Origin of the sequence: Shewanella marinintestina (assembly GCF_023283845.1) — a bacterium.
GTDB classification, from domain to species: domain Bacteria; phylum Pseudomonadota; class Gammaproteobacteria; order Enterobacterales; family Shewanellaceae; genus Shewanella; species Shewanella marinintestina.
Map to the genome: position 1 here is coordinate 12,071 of NZ_JAKILC010000006.1, position 22,833 is coordinate 34,903.

A 22,833-nucleotide genomic window follows, 5' to 3' on the forward strand; every position below is an offset into this window, starting at 1 on the left:
CAAGATACGTGACTTAGATCACATTCAATAATAACAAGCACCCATACTTAAGACTTCACATTCAAGTAGGGAATAATTTGCGGATAAGCGCGGCAGTAATCAACTAAATGCCCCGCTAAGCGGTCATAAAGATCATCTTTGATGTAGGGTTGTTCTTCACTGAAAATACGGCTATCTAACTCTGTTGGCAGTACAAAATTAGCTAAGCGATTGATGTCAGCTTCTATAGAAAGTCTGGTTTCAATACTAAAGTGTTGTGCTAACGGAAACTCAGCTGAGAGAAACACTTTTCTTAAGAAAATCAGCATCTCATCAAAACTGTCATCCCAGTTTAAATTACTATTAGCTTGCGCCTCCCAAGCTAATAACTCTAACACTCTAATGATCTCGCCTTGTAAGCTAGTGGGAGCAGCTGAAAAAGGCACTAAATGTTCCCACATCCACAAGACTGTATCGGCATTCGTTGGCTTAATTGTAACCTGAGTGATTGGCGATATTGGGTTAGCTAATTCCATGTGTGCTACCTTGGTTCTTATACTAATTGGTTTATGCTCAAATCAGATGCATAATTTTTGCGTGTCACTCAAGCAAGGTCAACGGCTAATTTTTCTAGCTCGGTTTAACTTAAACCCGAGCAACAGCAATAACATCGTCATCAAAGAGAGCGACAAGCTGCCAGCGTGATAGTCATCATCAATATAGATATCGTCTCTATCACTGCTTTCTAACGGCAGCGCATACAGGCTATCGAAATCATTCGAGCTTACCGTCGCGACAATATCGCCATAACCCACTTCGTATAAATCAATCAGCACATCATAATGATCAGTGCGGTAACCAAAATCTAAAGTGGTTAATACCTCAAAGTCATCATCGGTTGCATTGCCAAAAATAGTGAATACATCGGTAGTGTAATAATGCTCCCAAGGCCCGCCATTACGACTCAAATAAAGCTCTGCAAATACCTCTGCTCGTTCATTAATGTAATAGCCTTCAACATCGGCATCAAAAGTCACGCTAAAGGTCTGATAAAAACCGTCGTAATCGTTATCGACGAATAAACGGCTATAAGCATCGTAAATATAAAAATCTCGGTAGACGCCATTAGCAAACTGCACATTGGCATTATTTTTATCAGCAATTTGTTTAGTCTTTAACGCCTTATCAATATGGTTTTGAATGTTCTGCTCACGAGTGAGTTTTGCAGGCTGCGCCTCATCGCCGTCCAGCCCTTTAGCTTGCAAAAGTCTTTGCTGCTCAAGCTTGCTGATTTGTTGCTCAGATAAAGTATTGCCATATTGAGTCGTTTGAGCACTTTGCTCATTGCTAATAATTGTTTGCGCAACTGAGATGCTTTGCGGCTGCGAAAGCAGGCTCATATCCGAATTAGCACTCGCAGGCAGAGCGGCCCCCATTGAGAGTGTTAACAAGCTAACACTCAGCGCTCGCATTAATATGCTCTTTTGATTATCCATGTGGAGCTTATGATTTTGTTTTGTGTTCATCTTCACCTCGAAATGCTTGCTTAATGAAGCCATTAGAGTCCACTGAGTGTGAACAGAAGCTGAACGTTCTAAAGCGGATGCGCTTCAGAATCGCCGTCCATGGTTCTACTAAAACTACCTCGTCATCCATGACTCGCTCACACGATTTGTCTTCAATGAGCTCGGTAACTCCGATGGGGAATCGTGTTTTTTGTAGGTTTCATAACATACTTTTGCCCCAAAGTGGGTCAGCCTTAAAATGAAGACTTGATAACATTTTGAGGCTACGGTTCTGCATTTCTACTTCATGGTTGCTAATCGCCTGCCGCGGGCGCTGGACAGGATGTCCTAATCACATAAATATTAAGGAACGATAGTATGTGCAGACACCTCCTAAACACTAAAGCCTCAGCCAAATTAAAGTCCAATATTAATAAATGGTTTCATTCGGCACCCAGTAATTGTTTAGCTAACCGTACAAACTAAATTTCTTTGTTATTTCTCGAATAACTTCTGTTTCTCCGAACAAGCAAATTCCAAGGTAATTTAGATCTAATTCTGGCGTTTCTCTGGTCTTGGATTGCTGCACGATTGAGCCCCCTACGATCATTGTATCGACAAAAACAGTAAATGTTATTCCTCGGGTAATAGCCTCTTCTCTCACCTTCCTAATTTTATTGGAGTTATCTGCTTTCAAAACGATAAATGGGTAATGGGATACACCACTGTAGATATTGTTATCGCGATCTGTATAGTCAACATAGACTGCATCATCAGGTGTCAGTAAATTCGACAGTCCAACACTCATGTGACCAAGAACATTAACAGTACGTCCAACATCCATTTTTTTATTTAGGACCGCCACAAATCGTTTTTTCGTTTCATCTGGTAGATTATTCATTAATTGACCTTATCAGCTAAAACATAGCTCATGTAATTGTTGGATCTACTATAGATAGCTTTACACAAAATGTGCTTACATTTATTGTGGTAAAAATAAATATTTCACAACAAAAATAGAAAATGGATAAATTTAACGAAAGAATCTTGCAAGAGTTAACTATTAACGCAAGGATCACAAATGCTGAGCTAGCACAAAAAATTGGCCTATCAGCATCTGCATGCCTACGTCGAGTTCAAGAATTAGAAAATAAAGGCATCATTAAAGGCTACCGTGTCGTGCTCGATAACAGTGCTTTGGGTCGCGGGTTTGTTGCATACGTTACAGTCGGTCTTTCTACACATACAAGCCAAGCACAGAAAAGCTTCGAAGATGCCATTTCCCTATCACGTGAAGTGGTTGAATGTCATAACGTGACAGGAGGGTTTGAGTACTTATTACGAGTAGAAACTGCTGATTTAAAAAGCTATAAAGCATTTCATTCTAGCACTCTTGGAATGCTCCCCCACGCAGCAATGATTACAACTCATGTGGTTATGGAGTCAACCAAGGATGACCGTTCATAATCGCATTCTTAATAAGGGGGAAGCAGGATATAGGACATACTTGCAACGATAACTCTATCTAATAGCCAGTTCACACCATGCTTTTATAAGTAGTGCAAAGCTTCGTTTCACTCACAGGGTCACAAAAGTGTTCGCTGCATTACGCCTCTACAGATACCTTTAAAACCAACTCTAGTGCCTACTCTAATAAGCAACTCGACAACAAACTCTACTGCGAATCCAACCCACCGCATTCAGCCAGTGTTCATCTAATCTTATGTATATCTATGCCTTAACTTGGCATAGATAGGATAGTTCTCGCCCTATGCAGATCTAGTCCTTGGCATATCTGAGGTATATCTATGCCTTGGCTTAGCCAAGCATTGGCAAGCTAATGACTAATCGAATAGGATCTTTTAAACTGGCTGTATCTCAACTCTTTGGTAGCGTTAATGAAAACTGCTTTATTTACTATATTGGTCGCACTTTCACTTTGCACAGCCTCCCCTGTAATGGCGGCTGGCGTGCATGGCTATACTGCGCTGTCAGCAGTTGCGATGAATGCAAACAAACAGCAGCAAAAATTAAAGGTCAGCAGTAAAGAGCAGGCAGTACAGTTGGCGAAACGTCAGTATCGCGGCAAAGTGCTAAAAGTGCAGTCGAGCCGAGTAAATGGCAATCCTGGTTATAGCGTAAAGCTACTGTCGAATGACGGTGTGGTGTTTTATGTCAAAGTCGATGCCAAAACAGGTCGTGTTTCTCGCAACTAGCACTAGGCTATCGCTTGCAACGCTTTATTATCGCGCCGTACAACAAGGGACCAGAGCATGAGATTGTTATTAGTTGAAGATGATTTAGAGCTGCAATCTAATCTAAAACAGCACCTTATTGATGCTAATTACACCGTCGATACCGCCGATGATGGGGAGATAGGTCTGTTTCAAGGCCGCGAGTATAACTACGATGCCGCCATTATTGATGTTGGTCTGCCTAAGCTTGATGGCATCGCACTTATTACTCAGTTAAGAGCCCTTGAGATTAGTTTTCCTATCCTTATTTTAACCGCCCGTGATAGCTGGCAAGACAAGGTTGAAGGCTTAGATGCTGGCGCCGACGACTACCTTACCAAGCCATTTCATCCAGAAGAATTAGTTGCGCGCTTAAAAGCACTCATTCGCCGATCTGCGGGCAAAGCCAGCCCGATAATCACCAATGGCCCATTTAGCTTAAACACCAGTAGCTTGGAGATCACTAAGTCTGGCGAGGCCATTACTTTAAGTGGCTCTGAGTACAAATTGTTTGAGTATTTAATGCTGCATATCGGCGAGGTGAAATCAAAAACCGTGCTAACTGAGCATATTTACGATCAAGATTTTGATTTAGATTCAAACGTAATTGAGGTGTTTATTCGCCGTTTACGTAAAAAACTCGACCCAGATAATCAGCTAGGCCTGATTGAAACCCTTCGCGGTCAAGGCTATCGCCTTGTCTCTCTTAGTAATCACAGCGATTAACCAATGCATCGACTTAAGCGTTTGCCTCAACTTATGCATTCATTAAAGGCGCGCCTTATCATCAGTGCAATGCTGCTGGTGTTAGTGTTATTGCCCATTGTTGGTGTCACCCTAAATGATGCCTTTAAACTGCAAGTAAAAAGCGCTTCAGTCAAAGAGCTAAAAGCATATGTTTATTCCATTTTGGCGGTGACCGAAGTCGACAACCAACAGCTATTAATGCCTGAAGTGCTATTAGAAAATCAGTTCAATGTGATTCAATCCGGTTTATACGCTTTGATTACGGTTCCAGTAAAGACAAGCGCGCCTTCCCCAGCTGATGCAGATGATGCAGATGATGCAGATGATGACTTTGCGGCAAAGTTTATCGAAAATAAGCCTTTAGAAAATCAGTCCACAACAAAAAACCAGCAAGCCAACCCGAATAATAAAGATGCTCGCAAAGTCGCATGGCGCTCAAATTCTCTACTTGGAATTGATCTGTCAGCAGCGATAACGACTGCAGTGCATACCGCGGCAATATTTCCGCAGCCGGAAAAAGGCCAAGGCCAGTTTAGTGAGATTATGCTTAACGGTGAACCGCATTTGGTTTATGGCTTTAGTGCCAGCTTCGAAACTGAGCAGCTCAACAAACTGGGCGAACCGCAACTGACACGCTTTCCCTTTACGGTTTATATCATCAAAGATCAACACGATTATCAGCTGCAGGTACAGGCATTTAATCAACAGCTTTGGCGCTGGTTATTGATTTTAATGGCTGCACTACTCACGATTCAAATATTGTGGCTATGGTGGACGTTAAAACCGCTGACTCGCTTGCAACGCGAATTAGCCGCTATCGAAAACGGCCAAGCCAATAAATTAGATGAGCACTACCCGACTGAACTTAACGCGGTGGCGAAACAGCTTAATACCTTGCTCAATACCGAACAAAATCAACGTAAACGTTATCGAAACGCCTTAGCTGATCTCGCCCACAGTTTGAAAACACCTTTGGCGGTGATTCAAAGTCAAAAAGACTTAAGCCCCCAGTCGTTTGACCAAGTTAGCCATATTAATCGTATTATCGGCCATCAGCTTAAGCGCGCACAATCAGCAGCAGGGTCAGCATGGCATTTGGGCGTTGCAGTGGTTGAGGTGTCAGACAAGCTAGTACGTAACTTGCCCAAAATTTACTGCCAGCCAGCAATAACCATCACTGAAGATGTCGATAGCAGCGCTGTTTTCAAGGGTGATGCGAGCGACTTAACCGAGATCCTTGGCAACCTGTTAGATAACGCCTGTAAAGCGGCAAACAGCCAAGTGCTGTTTCAGGTAAAAATCGAGCATGCTCAGCTTATCATCACCATTGAAGATGACGGCATGGGAATAGATGAAGCGCTGCATACACAAATATTTGAACGTGGTATTCGCGCAGATACTTATCAGCAAGGTCACGGCATAGGTCTGGCGATTGTGCGCGACTTAGTCGACAGCTATCAAGGCCAATTAGCGGTTAGCCGCTCAACAACTCTCGGCGGCGCTAAGTTTCAGCTTAGCTTTAAACACTAGCTAGCCTATTAGTTTTAGATTACCTACAGTGTGTTTTTCACTTTCAGCTTATGTTCATCTTGGCTTTTTTATACTGCAGCTAACGTATAAAAAGGTCAGGAGTTCACATGAACAGACTCAAAAAATGGTGTTGCCTGTCACTTGTTATCGCAATGCCTTTGATAATGCCAGTGACTGCAGTCAACGCCGAACAAAATCAGTTTGAGCAAATTCAATATAGTGAGGGACAGCTTGCACAAATGCTGGCACCTATCGCCCTTTATCCCGATAGTTTACTGACCCATATCCTTATTGCAGCGACCTACCCGCTTGAAGTGGTTCAGGCTCATCGCTGGCAGCAGTCGAAACAGCACTTATCGACCCAAAAACAAATCGATAAAGCCCAGGATAAAGATTGGGACCCAAGTGTGGTGGCGCTGATTGCGTTTCCCAATGTATTGCAAAAGCTCAGTGAAGATCTTGATTGGACCCAGTCATTGGGTGACGCTTTTTTACAAGATGAAGCTCAGGTGCTCGCCAGTATTCAAATGCTGAGGCAAGAGGCAGACAATGCCAATAGCCTTGAGCAGATGGAAAACATGCAAGTCACTCGTGTGAGTAATCAGATCATTATTGAGCCTGTAAGAAAAGAGATCGTTTACGTGCCCTACTACGACCCGAGAACTGTTTACGGTTATTGGCGTTGGTATCGTTATCCTCCGGTATATTGGGCGGTTTATCCAGGTTACGTTAGACCCGGTTATGGCCATTTCTATTGGCGCGCCGGCGTGCACATTAGCTTTAACTATTACTTTAGTGCATTCCATTGGCATAAACGCCATGTGGTTGTAGTACATCACCATAACTCACATAAATATCGTCACCGCGGCCGTATCGTCACCAGTCACGGTGCCAAACGCTGGGCACATAAACCACAACATAGACGCGGTGTGGCTTATAGCAATGGTGCACTTAGGCATAAATATAATCGCCACCAGCCAAATAGAGCGAATGACAACAAACATGCGCGAACGCCTTATTCGCCAAAGCGCTCGTATAAAGCCAATCTGCACCGCCGAGATCTAAATCGCGCAGACGATGTAGTTCGTAAGATGAACCGTATAAACAGCAGTGAGCGAGTTAACAGCCATGAGCGCATAAGCAGCCATGAGCGTATGAACAGCCCTAAGCCAGTAACAAACCATGCGCGCTCGAAAGTTCATTCACAGCTAAAAAGCTACCAACCCAAAAGAGAGCATCAACAAGCAGACAAACGCCACCATCAAAGCCATAAAGCCACGGTAAGCAAACAGCGGCAATCAAACCCGCAATCACGAGCAAATAGGTATCAACCTACTAACAAAGGCTACAACAGCCATAACAAAAGTCAGAGCCAGCATCGTCACAGAAAAGATTAAATTATTGATTGTTGAGTTTGGGCTAAAGAAAAAAACGCCATCAATTAACCATTGATGGCGTTTTCATTAATCAAATATAAGGCTCATTCACTCATATCCGACTCAATAACATGGCTGATAAAGCACTGCTATAAATGACAACCGCAAACCTTTAAGCAACTGTCTTCTCAGCTTCTACTCGCTCGATATACTGCTGTAGTAATACTTCAATTTCATCAAAGCGCGGTCGTAAAGTGAGATCTGGCTGCATACACGCAGCTCGCAACGCTGTCAGCTCGGTTAACACAGCTTGCGAAGCTGACTCTGCTTGTAAGCAATGCGCTAACAAATCATCAATTAAGCAGCCTAATGCACGTACTTCAATACTTTGCATGGCTTCTCTTTGCAACAAAGGTAACTTTTGCAAATTAGTCGCTGCGCCAAAATCGCCAAAAAGCACATCAGCGCCTTGATACATTGTATTGTGAGCATAAATATCACCATGGCTTACCTGATGACGGTGCAAATGATTTAAGCCTGATGTCATCTGTTTTAACATCATTAAAATGCTATTTAATGTAAAACTTGAATCATCAGTAAAAGTATCACGCGTGCAAGTTTGCAGTGACGGCGGTAAGCCTAAGTTAGCGTATTGGCTCGGAATAAGCTCCATCACTAAACCTAGCGTATCGGTTTGATTTATCTGCGCAACAACCTTGATTAGATTATCGTGTTGCCCCGCTTGTAAGCAGTTAAGCAGCTCATCTTTAGGATAACCGTCGCTGGTAACTTCGCCTTTAAAAATCTTTACCGCGATATAAGCATCTGTGCCCTCGAGCTCTTTGGGTTGCTTAATCCATTTAGCGCGATAAATCACCCCTGAAGCACCTTGACCAATCACTTCTTTGAGCTCTATATCCTCAAGGTTGATCAAAGGCATGTTGACTTCATCACTCGGTAAAGCTTGATAACTCGCAGCTTGATTTAGCGGGTTGCCATCAAGGGCTAACCAGCTTAGTTTTGGCATTTGGAACAACCAGTTAGGTAGCGAAGCCAGCGCATTGGCAGACAATCTAGCCAGCTCTAACGCGCGACAATTCGCCATTGACTCTGGCAATTTAGATAACCGATTGCCCGCTAGCGCAAGCTTTTGTAAGCGATGTAATCGCCCCATATCGTCAGGCAAGGATGTGAGCTGATTATCAGTTAAAATTAACCAACGCGTATTGTCAGGTAATACTTGCTCACCAATCTGCTGAAGCTTATTCGATTTAAAACTAATCATCTCAAGCTTAGGGCACATGGCTAAGACTGCTGGGATAGTCTCAAAGCAATTATTAGTTAGAAACAAAATTCTTAATTGGGCTAATTTAGCAAAACTGTCAGGCAAATCGCTAAGCTGGTTGTCAGACAAATCAAGCACTTCTAAGCTATCTGCTAGCTCAATAATCTCTAACGGAAACTCGCTTAATCCTTGCTTCAAATACAGTTGGCTCACACCGGCCAACTCTCCTGACTGTAACTGCTCAATAGTATGCAAAACCTAAACCCTAGCTCAGATGAAAAATAGCCGGCAATACTATAGGATTCTCTTGTGCATATAAAGTTGTATCCTTATCGTCTCGGCAGCTAAATCTGATTCAGCACTGATCCATATCAGTTTTTTAGCGTATTGAAAAAGCAGATGATTTTAGACATTAATAATATCAAGCTGTTTTATTGAGAAGGCCTAAAAATGAATAAATCTCAAACCGCTAAGGTACCAACGAGCCGCTTATCACGCTTTTCATCTCTAGGCGGATTGGCCTCCCGCTTAGCGGGAAACATCATGCTTGAAGGTGCGAAGAAACTAAGTCAGGGACAGTCTCCGAAATTACAAGATTTAGTACTCACTCCAAAAAATATTTCTCATGTAGCAGACAAATTAGCGCAAATGCGCGGCGCGGCGATGAAAGTAGGCCAAATGCTGTCTATGGACTCTGGCGAATTAATGCCAAAAGAGCTGAGTGAGCTACTGGCTAGACTACGTGCTGACGCTAAAACCATGCCCCACAAACAGCTCATTGAGATCCTCAAGCGTAATTGGGGTGAAGATTGGTTATCACCCTTTGCTCACTTTGAGCTGCGTCCTTTTGCGGCAGCCTCAATTGGTCAGGTTCATAAAGCCACTTTAGCCAATGGTACGGAGCTGGCAGTGAAAGTGCAGTACCCGGGGATCCGTAATAGCATCGACAGTGATATTGATAATGTCGCGACCTTGTTGCGTGTTTCGCAATTAATTCCCAAGAATGTGCAATTCGATCGATTACTCTCTGAAGCCAAAAAACAGTTACACACTGAAGCTGATTATCGAATTGAGCTCAACATGCTTAAGCGATATCAAACGTTACTAAGTGATGATGAATCCTTCATTCTTCCAAGCCCTATTGAGCATCTATGTACCGAAGACCTTCTCGTTATGGAATATGTTGAAGGTGAAAATATTGAGTCCGCAGAATACTTAAGCCAAGGCAGCCGTAACGCAATTGCCAGTAAAATGCTGCTGCTTTTCTTTAGGGAATTATTTGAATTCAATCTGATCCAGTCCGATCCTAATTTTGCCAATTTTCAGTACCAAACTAATTCTCGAAAAATCGTTTTGCTCGACTTTGGCGCAACTCGTGAGATCCCAAAACCATTATCCCAGCAATATAAACAATTGATGCAGGCCGCTATTGATAATGACCGTGAAAAGATGGCGGCTGCTGCGCAGGAGATTGGATTTTTTAGAGACGCAATAGATGCGCAACAAAAAGCACTTATCGTGGATATTTTTTATCAGGCCTGTGAACCACTAAGAGGTGAAACTGAGTATGACTTTGGCAGCAGTAATTTAGCCCAACGGATCAAAGCTGCAGGAATGGCAATGAGCTCAGAAGCCGATAAATGGCACACTCCGCCAGTCGATGCCATTTTTATTCACCGAAAACTGGCTGGCATGTATTTATTAGCCTCAAAGCTTAATGCACAAGTTGATGTAAAATCGATATTTAAGCAATTTATGACTAGTGGCTAAGTGGCTAAAAATAAAAGTAACTAAAAAAATGTTGCTCCGATGCTAACACGATGGTGCTGTGTCTAAGTGTGCTCTCGCTGAGCGAGAGCTGTAACTATTCAGACTGCTGTTTCATTTGGCTAATTATTAACTTAGCCCCCTATTCATCTGCAGGTTTAAACTTATTCTCTCTCTCAGCTCTTAGTAGCTCTTGCCCTTTAGTAATCGCAATAACGGCTTTGGACTTAAACTCGCGACGATACAGTGTCACAACCACAAAAATGCTCGCTGCGATAAAGGCTATTGGGTGGAAGAACCAGCATAGAGCCGCCATAGAGAAGTAATATGAACGCAAACCATAGTTATAAGAATGAGTCGCTTGATCTTGCACTGTAGCCATTTGCTTAGCATAACGGCGTAGATTCTCATTCTTACCTTCTTTATCTACTGGCGCAGCGCCAACCATGACGTTCAAAAATCCATATTGACGCATCGACCAGGTAAACTGGAAAAACGCCATGATAAAAATAAAGGTCAACATACCTAATTTGACTTGAACTAGCGCATGGTTCGGCTCAGCAGCAAAGGGAATCGTTGCTATCACAGCCTCTAAACGTTCCACTTGAGCAAAGAGTGTTAGTACACCAGCTAATACCAGTAAAGTTGTTGACGCAAAAAAGGCAATATTACGCTCAAGGTTAGCTAACAATGCCGCCTCACCAACTCTCACCTCACGCCCAATGAGCTCATGCATCCAGTGGATCCGATGTTGATGCAAACAGCGGGCAATGCAGTTAGTTGTTTTGGCTTTACGTTTGGCAAAATAGGTATAACCGACCCAACTCACGATAAAGCAAAATGGCGCAACAAGGTCGAGTAGCGAGATGGTCGTGCTTGATTCCATAATAAAAAACCAACTATAAAGTTCAATAACGTTGCTGCAAGTTGAGACAGGATTAACACTAAGTCTCACCGCAGACACAAAATAAAATGGCTAAGCGTTCACTTTTTGCGCTAAGTTAACGCTTGGCTTGTAAGTCTTGTTTAACAATTTCTAACGCTGCTAGTGCCACATCAACATCAATCTTATTACTCTCTAGCAAAAAAATAAGATCAACCGCAAGCTTAACCTCTTCCGGGGCGCTATCTAGCGGGCTAGCAGGATTTTTTTCGCTCATATTATTTCACTCTTGCACTTGGGCAATATCGGCAGAAAGTCTGGATGCGCTAGTATACTCAGAGAGTTAGCTTGCCTCAATTGTAAAACCTCAGCCCAAAGCACTGATTTACTCAAATCAAATTATCGCAGCAAACCCGATACTAAGGCTTTATTACCATCGAAAGCCTAGATATACTCACGCTATTAAGGTGCAACCTCCGTTGTGCAGAGCAAATACAAAGGCAATAAAAAACACTATGGCAAAGATGGATTTCTCGGTGATTAATGACACCACAGCAAAATCTTTTATCGAGCAAAAAAACTTAATCAAAAGAGTTTTTAAAGGTAATACCGTTCTCTGCCCTGTATGTAACCAAGCACTTTCAATGAAGCTGCCAACTAAAGGGCAAGAAGATAGTGTATCGGGTATTTGCTGCAAAAAAGGCTGCACAGACATCGAACTTGATATGGAGTTGGTGGTTTAAACACCTGCTTTTTACCAAGTCTATTAAATGGCTGCTAACTTAGGTTTGCAGCCATTTTTATTTATCGATTACACGCTGAACAGTGCGTATATTAAAACTGATAGGTTACTCCCACACCAAAACCACTTGATGCCATATCAAACAAAAAGTCATCTTCATCGTAATCAATATCTAAATACCTAAAGCTATACTTTAGATCCCAGTTTTCAGACAAACTCTGATTCAAGGTAAAGTTTAACGCCCAAGAAAGCTGGCTTCCGACGCCAAAGCCTGCTAACTCAGCACGACTATTAAGATAAAATGTCTCATTGATAGCCCACAGGTTTTTCAAACCAAACATTGGGTCTATCCAGTCATCACCAAAGCTAGGCGTTCTTTGTTGATCAATAATACGAACATCAAGTTTATTGTTGACGTCAACAAACCTAACGCCAACAAAGCTGTACCATTGCATATTGCCCTGTTCGGAAAAACGATAGGCACTAACTAAATCCAGTAACTTTTGTTTGGCAGTTAACTTAGCAGATGCATTATCAACTTCGGCGTCATACTCAAGTCTCATATATACCAGATCTAACCACAGCTCCCAGTTACCTTTACGTGCTTGTAAATTAACTAATGCTGCACCATCTAAATTGTCAAAAATCTCACTAAACGACATATCGATATCAACAATGACTGACTGATTATTTCTGTCTACATAGCCAGTCTGCCCTTGCTGACTCACCGCCCAAAGATATGGAGAGATCTCAAACTGCCACTCTTCAGCAACCGTGTAACTCGACCCCAAAATAAACAAAACTAACGCAATAATAAATGACTTAAACATAGGCTATCCATTTCCCCTGTAGAGTATTAGGCGCAGTGGAATAAATACCTGGCACGATACTTAACCAAGTCGGTATAAAAGAATCACAAGCGCTACAACTATCAAGATTAGTTGATTTTTTTTAACTTGTTAGCACAAATTAGGAGTCAAATGATTTAATCGGAGTTTTGTTCATAAGCGATTTTGACTCGCCCTGTAGAAGTGATAGCCCGGCGAACACACAAGACCAATGTCGCTGCGACAGAAACCACTAACGTCACAAAGATAGCAACCGAAATAACCAACTGGTATTTAATGGCGATAAGCGGATCGACTCCCCCCAGGATTTGTCCAGTCATCATGCCAGGTAAAGTCACTAGACCCATTGTTGCCATCGACGCCAGTATTGGTGCAAAAGCTTGCTGCATTGCGGTTTGTAAAAAAGGCAGGCTCGCTTGGTTTGCTGTTGCGCCTAATGCTAATGCACCATGGTACTCGGCTTTCCTATCGTTAAAAGCCCCAAAAAGTCGCTGCAAAGCGACAATGTTGCCACTCAAACAATTGCCAAGTAACATGCCTGCCGTCGGAATTAGGTATTGTGCAGTGTATAAAGGCTCTGGTGACAACAGGTAAACAATCATAAGCCAAAGTACAGGGACTAAACCTAAAATTAAGCCACTAAACACAGGGAAATAGAGCACCTTTCTAGGTAATTTGGCTTTAGTAATAATCGCGCTACTGCCCACTAGTACCATCAACAATAACCAAGCAAAATTGATCCAAATATTATCTAATTCAAACAAATATTGTAGATATAAGCCCACTAGCACTAACTGCAGGGTCATACGAACAACAGCCCAAGTCATGTCACGAGTCAGTTGCAGCTGAAAATATCGGCCTATTGCCATTGGCACCAATAGTACCAACATGAATAACCCCAACTGTAACCAACCTATATCCATTTTTATCTCTCGGATCTGCTAAAAATAATGATTGCACAATAAAACCAAACTTATATTGCCAGAGTAACCTTAAACCTGAATGGCTAACAGTAAATAAGAAACTCAACGCATTGTTTAAATGTAAAAACAAATCGATTTATCGTTAGCTAAGCGCAAAATACTTAGGTTTAGTTTCGAAAGTTTCCCCTAAAAGCACCTAGAAGAAATCTGTGGCCATTTAGAAAAACTTGATCAATATCTAATGAATTGAGGTTTTGACTTGTTAGACTCTGGTCACTTTTTGCTATTTTAGAAAATACGATTATGAAGCAACAGATACTTGAACGGTTCTTAAGCTACGTCAGTTTCAACACCCAATCTGACAGCCAAAGCCAAAGCGTACCTAGCACTGACAACCAATTTAAATTTGCTCAACATCTTCGCCAAGAGCTAATAAGCTTAGGATTTGAAGAAGTACAATTGTCAGATAAAGGTTACTTAACCGCAACTGTTGCAGCAAATGTTGCCGATGCACCTTGCATTGGTTTTATTGCGCATTTAGATACGGCGCCAGATTACAGTGGCGAAAATGTACACCCACAAATTATTGAAAACTATAACGGCAAAGATATTCAGTTAGGCCTTGAAGAGGTGCTTTCTCCAACACAGTTTACCAGCCTAAATGCTTATATTGGCAAAACTTTAATCACCACCGACGGCAAAAGTTTACTTGGCGGTGATGACAAAGCTGGGATTGCTGAAATTGTAACAGCGCTTTACTACTTGATGCAGCACCCAGAGATCCCCCACGGTAAAATTCGTTTATGCTTCACCCCTGATGAAGAAATTGGTCGCGGCGCGGACCACTTTGACGTTGAAGGGTTTGGCGCACAATGGGCTTATACCGTCGATGGTGGTCAAGTTGGTGAGCTTGAATATGAAAACTTTAACGCCGCTACAGCAGTGATCACCGCGACTGGCAATAACTGCCATCCAGGTACAGCCTATGGCGTTATGGTTAACGCTCAAACCATTGCGGCTCGATTCCACGCTAAAATGCCACTAAAAGACACCCCTGAATGCAGTCAAGATTACGACGGATTTTTCCATTTAATGAGCATGGAAGGCGTGACGGAAAAGGCGACACTTAGCTATATCATTCGCGATTTTGATTTAGAACTATTCCAGCAAAGAAAGCGCTGGCTAACGGATCTTGTTGAAAAATATAATGCGGAATTGACTATTGGCCAGTTAAACATTGATATTCAAGACTCATATTTAAATATGAAGCAACAAGTATTGCCACACCCACATATTATCGACATTGCTAAGCAAGCGATGCAAAACTTAAATATCCAACCAATTGTAAAGCCAATTCGTGGTGGTACAGACGGTTCGCGTTTATCTTACATGGGGCTGCCATGCCCAAATCTATTTACTGGTGGCCATAACTTCCACGGTAAGCATGAATATGCTTGTTTAGAGTCAATGGAGCAAGCTACGCAAACACTAATTGAAATTGCTAAGCTAACCGCTAGTCACAAATAGATTATTAGATTATATGCAAAAAAAGGCCTGTCATTCAGGCCTTTTTGTTAGTGAGCTTTGACTAAAATCGACAACTTATAGTCACAATAACAATATAAAAGTATTTGCTTCCCACCTTTAGCTCTCTACACTTAAGCTACTAAAAGGCATTAATTAGAGAACACTATGAACGCGGCACTTATCGGCGCTACAGGACTCATTGGCCAGCTATTACTGCAAAAACTTATCGACAGTGGCTGCTACGAACACATTTTACTCGTTGGTAGAAAACTGCCGCAGTATCAGGAAACTGCAGCAACAAAAGTCACTTTTATACAATGCCAGTTAAGTCAACTACCAACGCTAGCGCTGCCATTTAACATAGATCATGCTTTTTGTTGCCTCGGCACAACCATCAAACAAGCTGGTAGCCAGCAAGCCTTTATTGCTGTAGATAAAACAGCCTGCATTGAATTTATAACAAGATGCCAAGCAAACGCTAATTTTGTGATCACCGCATTAGGCGCCAATAGTCAGTCAAAAGCCTTTTATAATCGTGTTAAAGGCGAAGCTCAGAATGAACTAATCGACTTGTTAGCCAAGAGTCAGCAAGCATCATCACCCAAGCGACTATGGCTGTTTCAACCCAGTTTATTGCTAGGTAAGCGCGGGGAAAATCGCATATTAGAAGATGCGGGGAAAGGGTTGTTTAGTCTTATCTCGCCACTTTTTATTGGGCCATTACATAAATATTGCCCAATTGAAGCTGAGCAAGTTGCAGCCTCAATACTAGCTTATGCCATTAGTGCTCAAGATCCTGACAATGCCTCAATCCAACGCGTCATTGTAGTATCAAATGCTGAGATGCTAACGTCTTAACTATAACTTTTCAGTAATTGTCATTATTAACCCTTAACGGCTCATTCAATACAGGCTAACTATTGCATGAATCGCTATTGACTCGGCACCTATAGCATCACGTAAAATAGCCGCCTACTTTACCCATGATTGAGTACAACCTTGAAGATTAGCCAGCGCCTACAGTACATTAACAACATGATTCACGACCAATATGAGCATATTTGGGATTGTTGTTGTGATCATGGGCTATTGGGCGCAGCCTTGCTTAAACGTAATGCTGCCAAGGCTATCCACTTTGTTGATGTTGTGCCAGAACTCATGCACGAAATAGAGCAAAAACTAACTCGTTTTTATCCAGTTACAGGCTCAACAGTACAAATAAGCTCAAATCAAAATGTTAATCAACACAATAGCGTGTGGCAGATACATTGCGCTGATGTTGGTAAGATTCAACTGGCACCGATTTCTGAGTCACAACTGATAATTATCGCTGGAGTGGGTGGCGATCTGACGATTAGCTTAGTCGCAGAGATCATTGCCCGTCATCCTAATCATACTCTTGAGTTTATTATTTGCCCCGTGCACCACACCTATAAAGTACGCCAAGCAATGCAGGACTTAGGTATGGGACTTCTCAGCGAACATTTGCTTCAGGAAAATAAACGCTTTTACGAAATTATCCATCTAATTAAATCTCCGCAGTTGCCTGAAAATACTGATGTGCCAAATGAGCCTGTGAGCCTTGTTGGCAGCGCAATGTGGGATTTTAGCCGCGATATAGATAAAGCCTATCTACAAAGTTTGCTTAATCACTATCAACGGATCGAGCAAGGTTTAGTCAACTCAAACATTAGCCAATCCCTCTCAAACAAGGGGGAAATCACCATACTTAAGCGGATTATTAAAGACTATCAAGCATTACTCAATAATTAGTTCTATCAAGCCAACGATTAATGCCTTGGACTAAAATTGACTACCAATAAGCGCTATACTCGCCCTCTTTCGAATAAATCAGCCAAAAAGAGTTATTAATGCGTCTGTTAAAATCTACCGTTCATAGCGATATTAATCACCTAAATGACGAGCAATTACGTAGCACTAGCTTTCATCGCCAAGCTGCTCGCGGGATTATCTTAAAAGGTGAAGAGATCTTAATGCTCTACACCGAGCGCTACCATGACTACAGTATTCCCGGTGGTGGGGTTGATGAGGGTGAAGATATTCAAAGCGGTCTCATCCGTGAATTAGAAGAAGAAACTGGCGCACAGCATATCGAAATCATCAGTGAATTTGGCCGCTACGAAGAGTTTCGTCCTTGGAATAGAGGTGGCTTCGAAGTAGTACATATGGATTCTTTCTGCTTTGTTTGTGATATTCATGCAGAGCTTGGCGAAACCAAATTAGAAGCTCATGAAATACAAAATGGTATGACGCCGGTTTGGATTAACATCCACCAAGCCATTGCTCACAATGAGCACACCATCGCCAATAGCCCTAAGAAGGGTATGTCGATTGAGCGAGAAACCTTTTTATTAAAACAGATTGTTGCCGAGCTTTTATAAGCAGCTTAACGCGATATAGCTAAGCCATATTCGTAAAATCATAGTCGGTAAACTTTAGCCGTTAAATTTTCGTAGTAAAACTTTAGCCGTTAGCGCCACAGAACGTGAATTAAGCCATTCACGCTCTTGTTACAGCTATCCCTTTTGATTAGGAACCAGCCTTGGTCTGAAGCTTGGCAATAGCCAACTCTAAGCGCTTTATCTCCCGTGCTGTGGCATTGCGATTCATTTCGTTATAGATCCACATTTTTATGGCAATTTGCATCATACTGGCTAGCAGCAGTGTTACGCCCCACTTAATCAATGCAACTGAGCTTACCGCCACAAAAAAGAATTGATAGCCAGACCAGAGCATCAACAGGCTCAGCATAAAAGCAACGATGCTCATTAAGATCATCCAGCCCCCAAGACGTCCCTTATAAGCATCGCCAAGCATGGAAAATAAGCTTGGATCGCGCTTAATCTGATGACTGATAGCTTCTGACTCTTTACTCAACTGCTGACGAATTTTGTCATCGATATCCATAACCTCTCCTAATCTTATGTTTGTAACGCTTGCTTTAAGCGCTCCCTTGCACGAAATAATCTCGACTTAACTGTCCCTGTTGGGATATCAAGCACTGCCGCAACCTCATTAAGATCCAACTGCGCTAAGTAAAATAGACAAATTACTTGCCCTTCAATATCCGGCAGTGCAGCAATCGCCTTAGCTAAATCATATTGCTCAAGCTGATCCTCACTATAAAGTGGCTCAGTACCCTCCATCGAGCGATAGCGATTTTGTTGCTTAAGCATATCTAGCACTTGCCAGCGCACTAGTTTAAATACCCAAGCATTTATTGCGGCAGGATCTCGCAGCTTGCTTATCGTCTTTGATAACTTCAGCAAAGCACTTTGTACCGCATCTTCTGCAAGATGAATGTCGCCACAGAGTTTGATCGAAAAACTAATAGCACTAGGGTAAAAGTGTTGGCACAGTTCAGAAAATGCTTTGCTATCGCCAGATTGCGCCTCCAACACCCATAGCTCAACTTGTGCTTGTTGTATGCTAATAAGGCTCTCCCTAGGTTGTTTTTAATAAAGACGATGCAATCGCTAAAAAGGTTCACGCGATTTTATTTAATTCTTTTCACCTAAATAAAAAGGGAGCCTATGCTCCCTTCTACTCACCACTATTGCCTATTAAGCTTAAAAGTTAGTACTAAAAAGAGAAGTTAAAAATAGACAAATAAGTTAATGATCATCGCATTGATAATATCGATAAAGAAGCCACAGACTAGCGGCACAATAATAAAGGCTCTATGGGCTGCACCATACTGCTGAGTCACCGCCGTCATATTAACAATCGCAGTTGCAGTAGATCCCAGTGTGACCCCACCGAAACCCGAGCAAATAACTGCAGCTTCATAATCTTTGCCCATCATCCTAAACACCACAAAGATGGTAAACAGCACTGAAAGCGTCACTTGCACCAACATAATGACCGAAATATAAAGCAAGCTTCCCTCAAGCTCCCATATCTTCAAGCTCATTAATGCCATAGTTAAGAACATACCTAAGCAAATATCTTGAATAAGCGACAAGCCTTGACCAGCATCATCCAAGTAAGCTCTATCTTTAACTTTACGGCGATTAAGAACGGCTCGCCCAGTATTACCAACGATAATACCTGCGAGTAAACAAGCCACAAAAAGTGGCAACTTTAAACCGGCACCTTGCAGAGCAATATCAATAAAGTAACCGATAATAAGCGTGACGTTTAACCATAACCAAGCCCGTAATACTCCAAAGTAATCGACTTTAATGTGCGATGAACTGGCCTGATGGCTAGTACCAATATCCAATTCTTCGTCTTGGTTAGCCTTAACTTGATGACGCTTCATCAAATAAGCAGCAATGGGGCCACCAATTACACAAGCAGAAATTAAACCTAATGTATTGGATGCTATCCCCAGTTCATTGGCATTAGCAATTCCAAGTTCCTCAACAAACGTCGGCGTCCACGCCATCGCGGTGCCAACACCGCCTATTAGTGAAATAGAACCAGACATTAGCCCCGCTTTAGGGTCGAGTCCAAATAACGACGCGATGGTAACACCGGTAAAGTTCTGTAGAAAAATAAACACACTGGCTAACAAAATAAGAATAAGTAGTGGTTTGCCGCCTTTAATCAAAGTGGCAAAGTCAGCCTTTAAACCAATACCGGCAAAAAAATACAGTAACAAGGTATCGCGAACGGCCAAGTTGAATTCGATTTGAATATCGAACGCATAATAAAGAATACCGACAATCGCTGCACAGGCAAATCCGCCAACAACGGGTTCAGGGATACTGTATTTTCTAAGTAATTCATAACGAGATATGATGTTTTTACCAATAAATAGCGCAATAATAGCTAAGGTAAACGAGACAAAATCTTCTATTTCTATTAACTGGACTTCCATGATTATTGATCATCCCTCAATTAAAATAATGACAGTATGACGGCAAATTATTATCAAGTTTAACCGGTATCAAATGATGATTTATCGCAATACTTAACCCATAAAAATAATGACTTAATTAACAATAAAGCAACACTATCATAGAGGTAATCTCAGCAATAATCATCCCTATTATTGTCTTTTATTTTGAATTTTCACGCCTATACATGAGCGTCGCCTAATCATTCCTAGTTTATTTTTTACGCCTCACAGACGTAAAACAATAGTTGCAGCGATAAACTATCGCCGATTAACAATATTTAAGCACAGAAAAACTCGTAAACCATTAAGCAACAAGAATAAACGGCAAGTTGTGACAGCTAAAAAATAGCCAAACCTACTAGGTGAAAATATACTAGTAGTAGCTAAGAGTCTTAGCTTTAATACCAATGCTGGACGCTATAAAAAACCTCTCCCTCCATAATTTCTCGCGTTCAATTAACCATAAAGTGGACAAATGACAATCCTGCAATAGCAAGGGTGTCTTGGCTTTAAACCACACCGCTAGGTTAATAAATAAGATTTCAATGCTTGGTTACTCACACTAACCAGCTGTATGTATGACTAAGCATTCGTATGAATGCATCGAAGATCGACCAATAACCCTGCACGTTAAATTTAATGTAAAAAGGATATTACGAATGAGAAAGTTACTTCCGATTGCTGCCGCTGTTGCGATTGCTTTGAACCCAGCGTTAGCACTAGCTAACGATGCAACTATTGACCAAAATGGCAACTCTAATGTCGCTGCGACGACTCAGTCTGGTGATAACCAGCTAGCAAATACAACTCAAACTGGCGACAGCAACAATGGAACTGTGCTGCAATCAGGTGCAGACCAAATAGCAACAGTTGCTCAAAACGGTACCTCAAACATTGCCAGCACAGATCAGTCTGGTACAGGCCATAATGCAGATGTAGAGCAGCTGGGGCTTGGTAATGACGCAACGGTTACACAATCGGATACAGGTCAACTAGCTACAATATATCAAAATGGTGATGGCAATAAAGCTGCTGCGACACAATCTGGTGCAAGCCAAGCAGCGACGGTTACTCAGCAAGGTTACAGAAACACCACCACAGCTATACAATCAGGTTCAAACCAAACTGCAACAATCAACCAGGTTGGTAATAGTGAAGACTCAACAGTTACAGTTACGCAATCAGGTTTAGGCCCGAACACAGCCTCTGTAACACAAGATCACAACTTCAGAAGTGAAGCTACCGTAACTCAAGATGGAACCAATAACGGCGCAACAGTTAACCAACTGCACGTTAATGACAGTAATGCAGAAGTGAGCCAAACTGGTGATACTAACGCCGCAGATATTCGCCAATATGGTTTTGGTATTCACAACCCAGCAGGTGCAACCATTACTCAAAATGGTGCAAATAACACTGCTTCAACTAACCAAGATGTTTCTACTGATGCGCTAGCAACAGTAATGCAAAGTGGTAATCGTAACGTTGCAGATGTTGACCAGACTGATAACTCATTTGATTCAAGCATTAGCGTCACTCAATCTACAAATAGAGCTTCAGTCATTGCATCGCAAACCAATTCAGATAATTCAACAATTACGACTGTGCAAAACAACCGTTCGAATTCTTCAATTATTGCAAGCCAGACAAACGGCACCAACAACTCTATTACCGCCACTCAAACAGGTAATGCAGACCGTTCAAATGCAGACGTAAGCCAAAATGGCAGCAATAACTCAATGACGGTTTTTCAAGACCATGCATTTGACTCAACCATAACGGTTAGCCAAAATGGTTCTGGTAACACGGGGTCGGTAAACCAAGAGCATGTAGATGACAGCACTGCGTTTATCTCTGCTACTGGTGACAGCAATACGACTGTTATCCGTCAATACGGATTTGGTGCTCATGAACCAGCATCTGCATCAATTACCTCTGTAGGCAACTTAAACAACGTTAATATCAATCAAGATACGTCTTATCTGGCTACAGCGACGGTCACCCAAGATGGAAACAACAATATTGTTGATATCGACCAAGAGAGTGAATCAGATAACTCTTCAGTGACTGTTAACCAGGTCAATGCAAGTGAAGCAGGTAACGTAACGGCATATCAAAACGAAGCTGCTGATTCAGTTATTACAGTTAACCAATCAGGCGTAAATGCGTCATCTGTTATCGTAAATCAATCTGGCTCAGTGCTAACTGCGCTAGTAAACCAAACAGATACTATCGGTGGATCAGCAACCGTTAACCAAACAGGCGTTGAGTTAGATGCAACAGTGACTCAATCAGGTTTAGAAAACACTGCTGATGTGATGCAAAGCAACACATTAAACGTAGCTAATGTACAGCAATTTGGTGAGTTTGGTGCAGCAGATATCGACCAAACTGGCGCTGATAACGATGCTTTCGTTTATCAACTTGGTGGTGCATATAACGAAGCAACTGTACTACAAGTTGGTGATGGTAATACTGCAACAATTAACCAAGATGGTGTTGGTACTGCTGTAGCGCTTAACTCAGCATCTATCACTCAAAATGGTCTAGCCGATACAGCTACCATTACCCAAACGGGTGGTTACGGCAATATGGCGACTATCGTACAAAACTAATTTAG

General features: G+C 42.0%; 23 protein-coding genes. 12 read left to right on the forward strand and 11 right to left on the reverse strand.

Annotated elements, in window-relative coordinates; translation table 11 throughout:
- Nucleotides 1-47: 47 nt before the first annotated feature.
- From L2747_RS08060 to L2747_RS08070, 3 genes are all read right to left on the reverse strand, one after another.
- Nucleotides 48-515 (reverse strand): hypothetical protein, encoded by a 468-nt coding sequence (locus tag L2747_RS08060; RefSeq protein WP_248998557.1) that lies wholly within the window; start codon nt 513-515, stop codon nt 48-50.
- A 78-nt stretch (nt 516-593) separates the two neighbouring features.
- Nucleotides 594-1,505, reverse strand: coding sequence for a choice-of-anchor H family protein (locus tag L2747_RS08065; RefSeq protein WP_248998558.1), 912 nt, complete (start codon nt 1,503-1,505; stop codon nt 594-596).
- A gap of 448 nt (nt 1,506-1,953) precedes the next feature.
- Nucleotides 1,954-2,385 carry a DUF2000 domain-containing protein gene (locus L2747_RS08070; protein ID WP_248998559.1) on the reverse strand — a complete coding sequence of 144 codons (432 nt, stop codon included), beginning with the start codon at nt 2,383-2,385 and terminating at the stop codon, nt 1,954-1,956.
- A 122-nt stretch (nt 2,386-2,507) separates the two neighbouring features.
- Between L2747_RS08070 and L2747_RS08075 the strand changes: the two genes are divergently transcribed.
- The 5 genes from L2747_RS08075 to L2747_RS08095 all read left to right on the forward strand — a co-directional run bounded on the left by L2747_RS08075 (nt 2,508) and on the right by L2747_RS08095 (nt 7,392).
- A complete protein-coding gene (locus tag L2747_RS08075; protein ID WP_248998560.1) occupies nt 2,508-2,951 on the forward strand; it encodes an Lrp/AsnC family transcriptional regulator in 444 nt (147 codons plus the stop codon).
- A gap of 431 nt (nt 2,952-3,382) precedes the next feature.
- On the forward strand, nt 3,383-3,700 hold the full coding sequence (locus tag L2747_RS08080; RefSeq protein WP_248998561.1) for a PepSY domain-containing protein: 318 nt from the start codon (nt 3,383-3,385) through the stop codon (nt 3,698-3,700).
- Nucleotides 3,701-3,757: 57 nt separating this feature from the next.
- Complete coding sequence (locus L2747_RS08085; RefSeq protein ID WP_248998562.1) at nt 3,758-4,444, forward strand: response regulator transcription factor; 687 nt, start codon at nt 3,758-3,760, stop codon at nt 4,442-4,444.
- Nucleotides 4,445-4,447: 3 nt separating this feature from the next.
- Nucleotides 4,448-5,995, forward strand: coding sequence for an ATP-binding protein (locus L2747_RS08090; RefSeq protein ID WP_248998563.1), 1,548 nt, complete (start codon nt 4,448-4,450; stop codon nt 5,993-5,995).
- A 107-nt stretch (nt 5,996-6,102) separates the two neighbouring features.
- On the forward strand, nt 6,103-7,392 hold the full coding sequence (locus L2747_RS08095; RefSeq protein ID WP_248998564.1) for a DUF3300 domain-containing protein: 1,290 nt from the start codon (nt 6,103-6,105) through the stop codon (nt 7,390-7,392).
- A 151-nt stretch (nt 7,393-7,543) separates the two neighbouring features.
- Here the strand turns inward: L2747_RS08095 and L2747_RS08100 are convergent, their stop codons facing one another.
- Nucleotides 7,544-8,911 (reverse strand): leucine-rich repeat-containing protein kinase family protein, encoded by a 1,368-nt coding sequence (locus L2747_RS08100; protein WP_248998565.1) that lies wholly within the window; start codon nt 8,909-8,911, stop codon nt 7,544-7,546.
- 195 nt (nt 8,912-9,106) lie between these two features.
- Here L2747_RS08100 and L2747_RS08105 point away from each other — a divergent pair, with 195 nt between their 5' ends.
- Nucleotides 9,107-10,426, forward strand: a complete 1,320-nt coding sequence (locus tag L2747_RS08105; RefSeq protein ID WP_248998566.1) for an ABC1 kinase family protein — start codon at nt 9,107-9,109, stop codon at nt 10,424-10,426.
- A 139-nt stretch (nt 10,427-10,565) separates the two neighbouring features.
- On the opposite strand, the gene L2747_RS08110 is transcribed toward L2747_RS08105, so the two are convergent.
- Together L2747_RS08110 and rsmS are read right to left on the reverse strand one after the other, a co-directional pair.
- The gene (locus L2747_RS08110) at nt 10,566-11,309 is read right to left on the reverse strand and encodes a DUF599 domain-containing protein (protein WP_248998567.1); all 744 of its coding nucleotides are present in this window, start codon (nt 11,307-11,309) and stop codon (nt 10,566-10,568) included.
- A gap of 115 nt (nt 11,310-11,424) precedes the next feature.
- Complete coding sequence (gene rsmS, locus L2747_RS08115; RefSeq protein ID WP_248998568.1) at nt 11,425-11,583, reverse strand: pleiotropic regulatory protein RsmS; 159 nt, start codon at nt 11,581-11,583, stop codon at nt 11,425-11,427.
- A 238-nt stretch (nt 11,584-11,821) separates the two neighbouring features.
- Between rsmS and L2747_RS08120 the strand changes: the two genes are divergently transcribed.
- Entirely contained in the window at nt 11,822-12,049 is a 228-nt protein-coding gene (locus tag L2747_RS08120) for a hypothetical protein (protein WP_248998569.1), read from the forward strand.
- Between the two features lie 91 nt (nt 12,050-12,140).
- Here the strand turns inward: L2747_RS08120 and L2747_RS08125 are convergent, their stop codons facing one another.
- Together L2747_RS08125 and L2747_RS08130 are read right to left on the reverse strand one after the other, a co-directional pair.
- On the reverse strand, nt 12,141-12,878 hold the full coding sequence (locus L2747_RS08125; protein WP_248998570.1) for a hypothetical protein: 738 nt from the start codon (nt 12,876-12,878) through the stop codon (nt 12,141-12,143).
- A 155-nt stretch (nt 12,879-13,033) separates the two neighbouring features.
- A complete protein-coding gene (locus L2747_RS08130; RefSeq protein ID WP_248998571.1) occupies nt 13,034-13,819 on the reverse strand; it encodes an ABC transporter permease in 786 nt (261 codons plus the stop codon).
- A 303-nt stretch (nt 13,820-14,122) separates the two neighbouring features.
- On the opposite strand from L2747_RS08130, the gene pepT reads away from it, so the two are divergent.
- The 4 genes from pepT to L2747_RS08150 all read left to right on the forward strand — a co-directional run bounded on the left by pepT (nt 14,123) and on the right by L2747_RS08150 (nt 17,748).
- Nucleotides 14,123-15,346 carry a peptidase T gene (pepT, locus tag L2747_RS08135; RefSeq protein WP_248998572.1) on the forward strand — a complete coding sequence of 408 codons (1,224 nt, stop codon included), beginning with the start codon at nt 14,123-14,125 and terminating at the stop codon, nt 15,344-15,346.
- Nucleotides 15,347-15,511: 165 nt separating this feature from the next.
- Entirely contained in the window at nt 15,512-16,204 is a 693-nt protein-coding gene (locus L2747_RS08140) for a Rossmann-fold NAD(P)-binding domain-containing protein (protein ID WP_248998573.1), read from the forward strand.
- A gap of 141 nt (nt 16,205-16,345) precedes the next feature.
- Entirely contained in the window at nt 16,346-17,119 is a 774-nt protein-coding gene (locus tag L2747_RS08145; RefSeq protein ID WP_248998574.1) for a tRNA (adenine(22)-N(1))-methyltransferase, read from the forward strand.
- A 98-nt stretch (nt 17,120-17,217) separates the two neighbouring features.
- Nucleotides 17,218-17,748 carry an NUDIX hydrolase gene (locus L2747_RS08150; RefSeq protein WP_248998575.1) on the forward strand — a complete coding sequence of 177 codons (531 nt, stop codon included), beginning with the start codon at nt 17,218-17,220 and terminating at the stop codon, nt 17,746-17,748.
- 148 nt (nt 17,749-17,896) lie between these two features.
- Here L2747_RS08150 and L2747_RS08155 read toward each other — a convergent pair whose 3' ends face one another.
- The 3 genes from L2747_RS08155 to gltS form a co-directional block, all read right to left on the reverse strand.
- A complete protein-coding gene (locus tag L2747_RS08155) occupies nt 17,897-18,274 on the reverse strand; it encodes a DUF6768 family protein (RefSeq protein ID WP_248998576.1) in 378 nt (125 codons plus the stop codon).
- A 14-nt stretch (nt 18,275-18,288) separates the two neighbouring features.
- The gene (locus L2747_RS08160) at nt 18,289-18,768 is read right to left on the reverse strand and encodes an RNA polymerase sigma factor (protein ID WP_248998577.1); all 480 of its coding nucleotides are present in this window, start codon (nt 18,766-18,768) and stop codon (nt 18,289-18,291) included.
- Nucleotides 18,769-18,962: 194 nt separating this feature from the next.
- On the reverse strand, nt 18,963-20,192 hold the full coding sequence (gene gltS / locus L2747_RS08165) for a sodium/glutamate symporter (RefSeq protein WP_248998578.1): 1,230 nt from the start codon (nt 20,190-20,192) through the stop codon (nt 18,963-18,965).
- A gap of 680 nt (nt 20,193-20,872) precedes the next feature.
- Between gltS and L2747_RS08170 the strand changes: the two genes are divergently transcribed.
- Nucleotides 20,873-22,828: a beta strand repeat-containing protein gene (locus L2747_RS08170; protein ID WP_248998579.1), complete on the forward strand. Its 1,956-nt coding sequence runs from the start codon at nt 20,873-20,875 to the stop codon at nt 22,826-22,828.
- Nucleotides 22,829-22,833: the final 5 nt, after the last annotated feature.

Bases quoted from the DNA above. Each gene is read 5' to 3' on its own strand.
- L2747_RS08060 (WP_248998557.1), bottom strand. From the start codon at position 515: ATGGAATTAGCTAACCCAATATCGCCAATCACTCAGGTTACAATTAAG.
- L2747_RS08065 (WP_248998558.1), bottom strand. From the start codon at position 1,505: ATGAACACAAAACAAAATCATAAGCTCCACATGGATAATCAAAAGAGC.
- L2747_RS08070 (WP_248998559.1), bottom strand. From the start codon at position 2,385: ATGAATAATCTACCAGATGAAACGAAAAAACGATTTGTGGCGGTCCTA.
- L2747_RS08075 (WP_248998560.1), top strand. From the start codon at position 2,508: ATGGATAAATTTAACGAAAGAATCTTGCAAGAGTTAACTATTAACGCA.
- L2747_RS08080 (WP_248998561.1), top strand. From the start codon at position 3,383: ATGAAAACTGCTTTATTTACTATATTGGTCGCACTTTCACTTTGCACA.
- L2747_RS08085 (WP_248998562.1), top strand. From the start codon at position 3,758: ATGAGATTGTTATTAGTTGAAGATGATTTAGAGCTGCAATCTAATCTA.
- L2747_RS08090 (WP_248998563.1), top strand. From the start codon at position 4,448: ATGCATCGACTTAAGCGTTTGCCTCAACTTATGCATTCATTAAAGGCG.
- L2747_RS08095 (WP_248998564.1), top strand. From the start codon at position 6,103: ATGAACAGACTCAAAAAATGGTGTTGCCTGTCACTTGTTATCGCAATG.
- L2747_RS08105 (WP_248998566.1), top strand. From the start codon at position 9,107: ATGAATAAATCTCAAACCGCTAAGGTACCAACGAGCCGCTTATCACGC.
- L2747_RS08110 (WP_248998567.1), bottom strand. From the start codon at position 11,309: ATGGAATCAAGCACGACCATCTCGCTACTCGACCTTGTTGCGCCATTT.
- rsmS (WP_248998568.1), bottom strand. From the start codon at position 11,583: ATGAGCGAAAAAAATCCTGCTAGCCCGCTAGATAGCGCCCCGGAAGAG.
- L2747_RS08120 (WP_248998569.1), top strand. From the start codon at position 11,822: ATGGCAAAGATGGATTTCTCGGTGATTAATGACACCACAGCAAAATCT.
- L2747_RS08125 (WP_248998570.1), bottom strand. From the start codon at position 12,878: ATGTTTAAGTCATTTATTATTGCGTTAGTTTTGTTTATTTTGGGGTCG.
- L2747_RS08130 (WP_248998571.1), bottom strand. From the start codon at position 13,819: ATGGATATAGGTTGGTTACAGTTGGGGTTATTCATGTTGGTACTATTG.
- pepT (WP_248998572.1), top strand. From the start codon at position 14,123: ATGAAGCAACAGATACTTGAACGGTTCTTAAGCTACGTCAGTTTCAAC.
- L2747_RS08140 (WP_248998573.1), top strand. From the start codon at position 15,512: ATGAACGCGGCACTTATCGGCGCTACAGGACTCATTGGCCAGCTATTA.
- L2747_RS08150 (WP_248998575.1), top strand. From the start codon at position 17,218: ATGCGTCTGTTAAAATCTACCGTTCATAGCGATATTAATCACCTAAAT.
- L2747_RS08155 (WP_248998576.1), bottom strand. From the start codon at position 18,274: ATGGATATCGATGACAAAATTCGTCAGCAGTTGAGTAAAGAGTCAGAA.
- gltS (WP_248998578.1), bottom strand. From the start codon at position 20,192: ATGGAAGTCCAGTTAATAGAAATAGAAGATTTTGTCTCGTTTACCTTA.
- L2747_RS08170 (WP_248998579.1), top strand. From the start codon at position 20,873: ATGAGAAAGTTACTTCCGATTGCTGCCGCTGTTGCGATTGCTTTGAAC.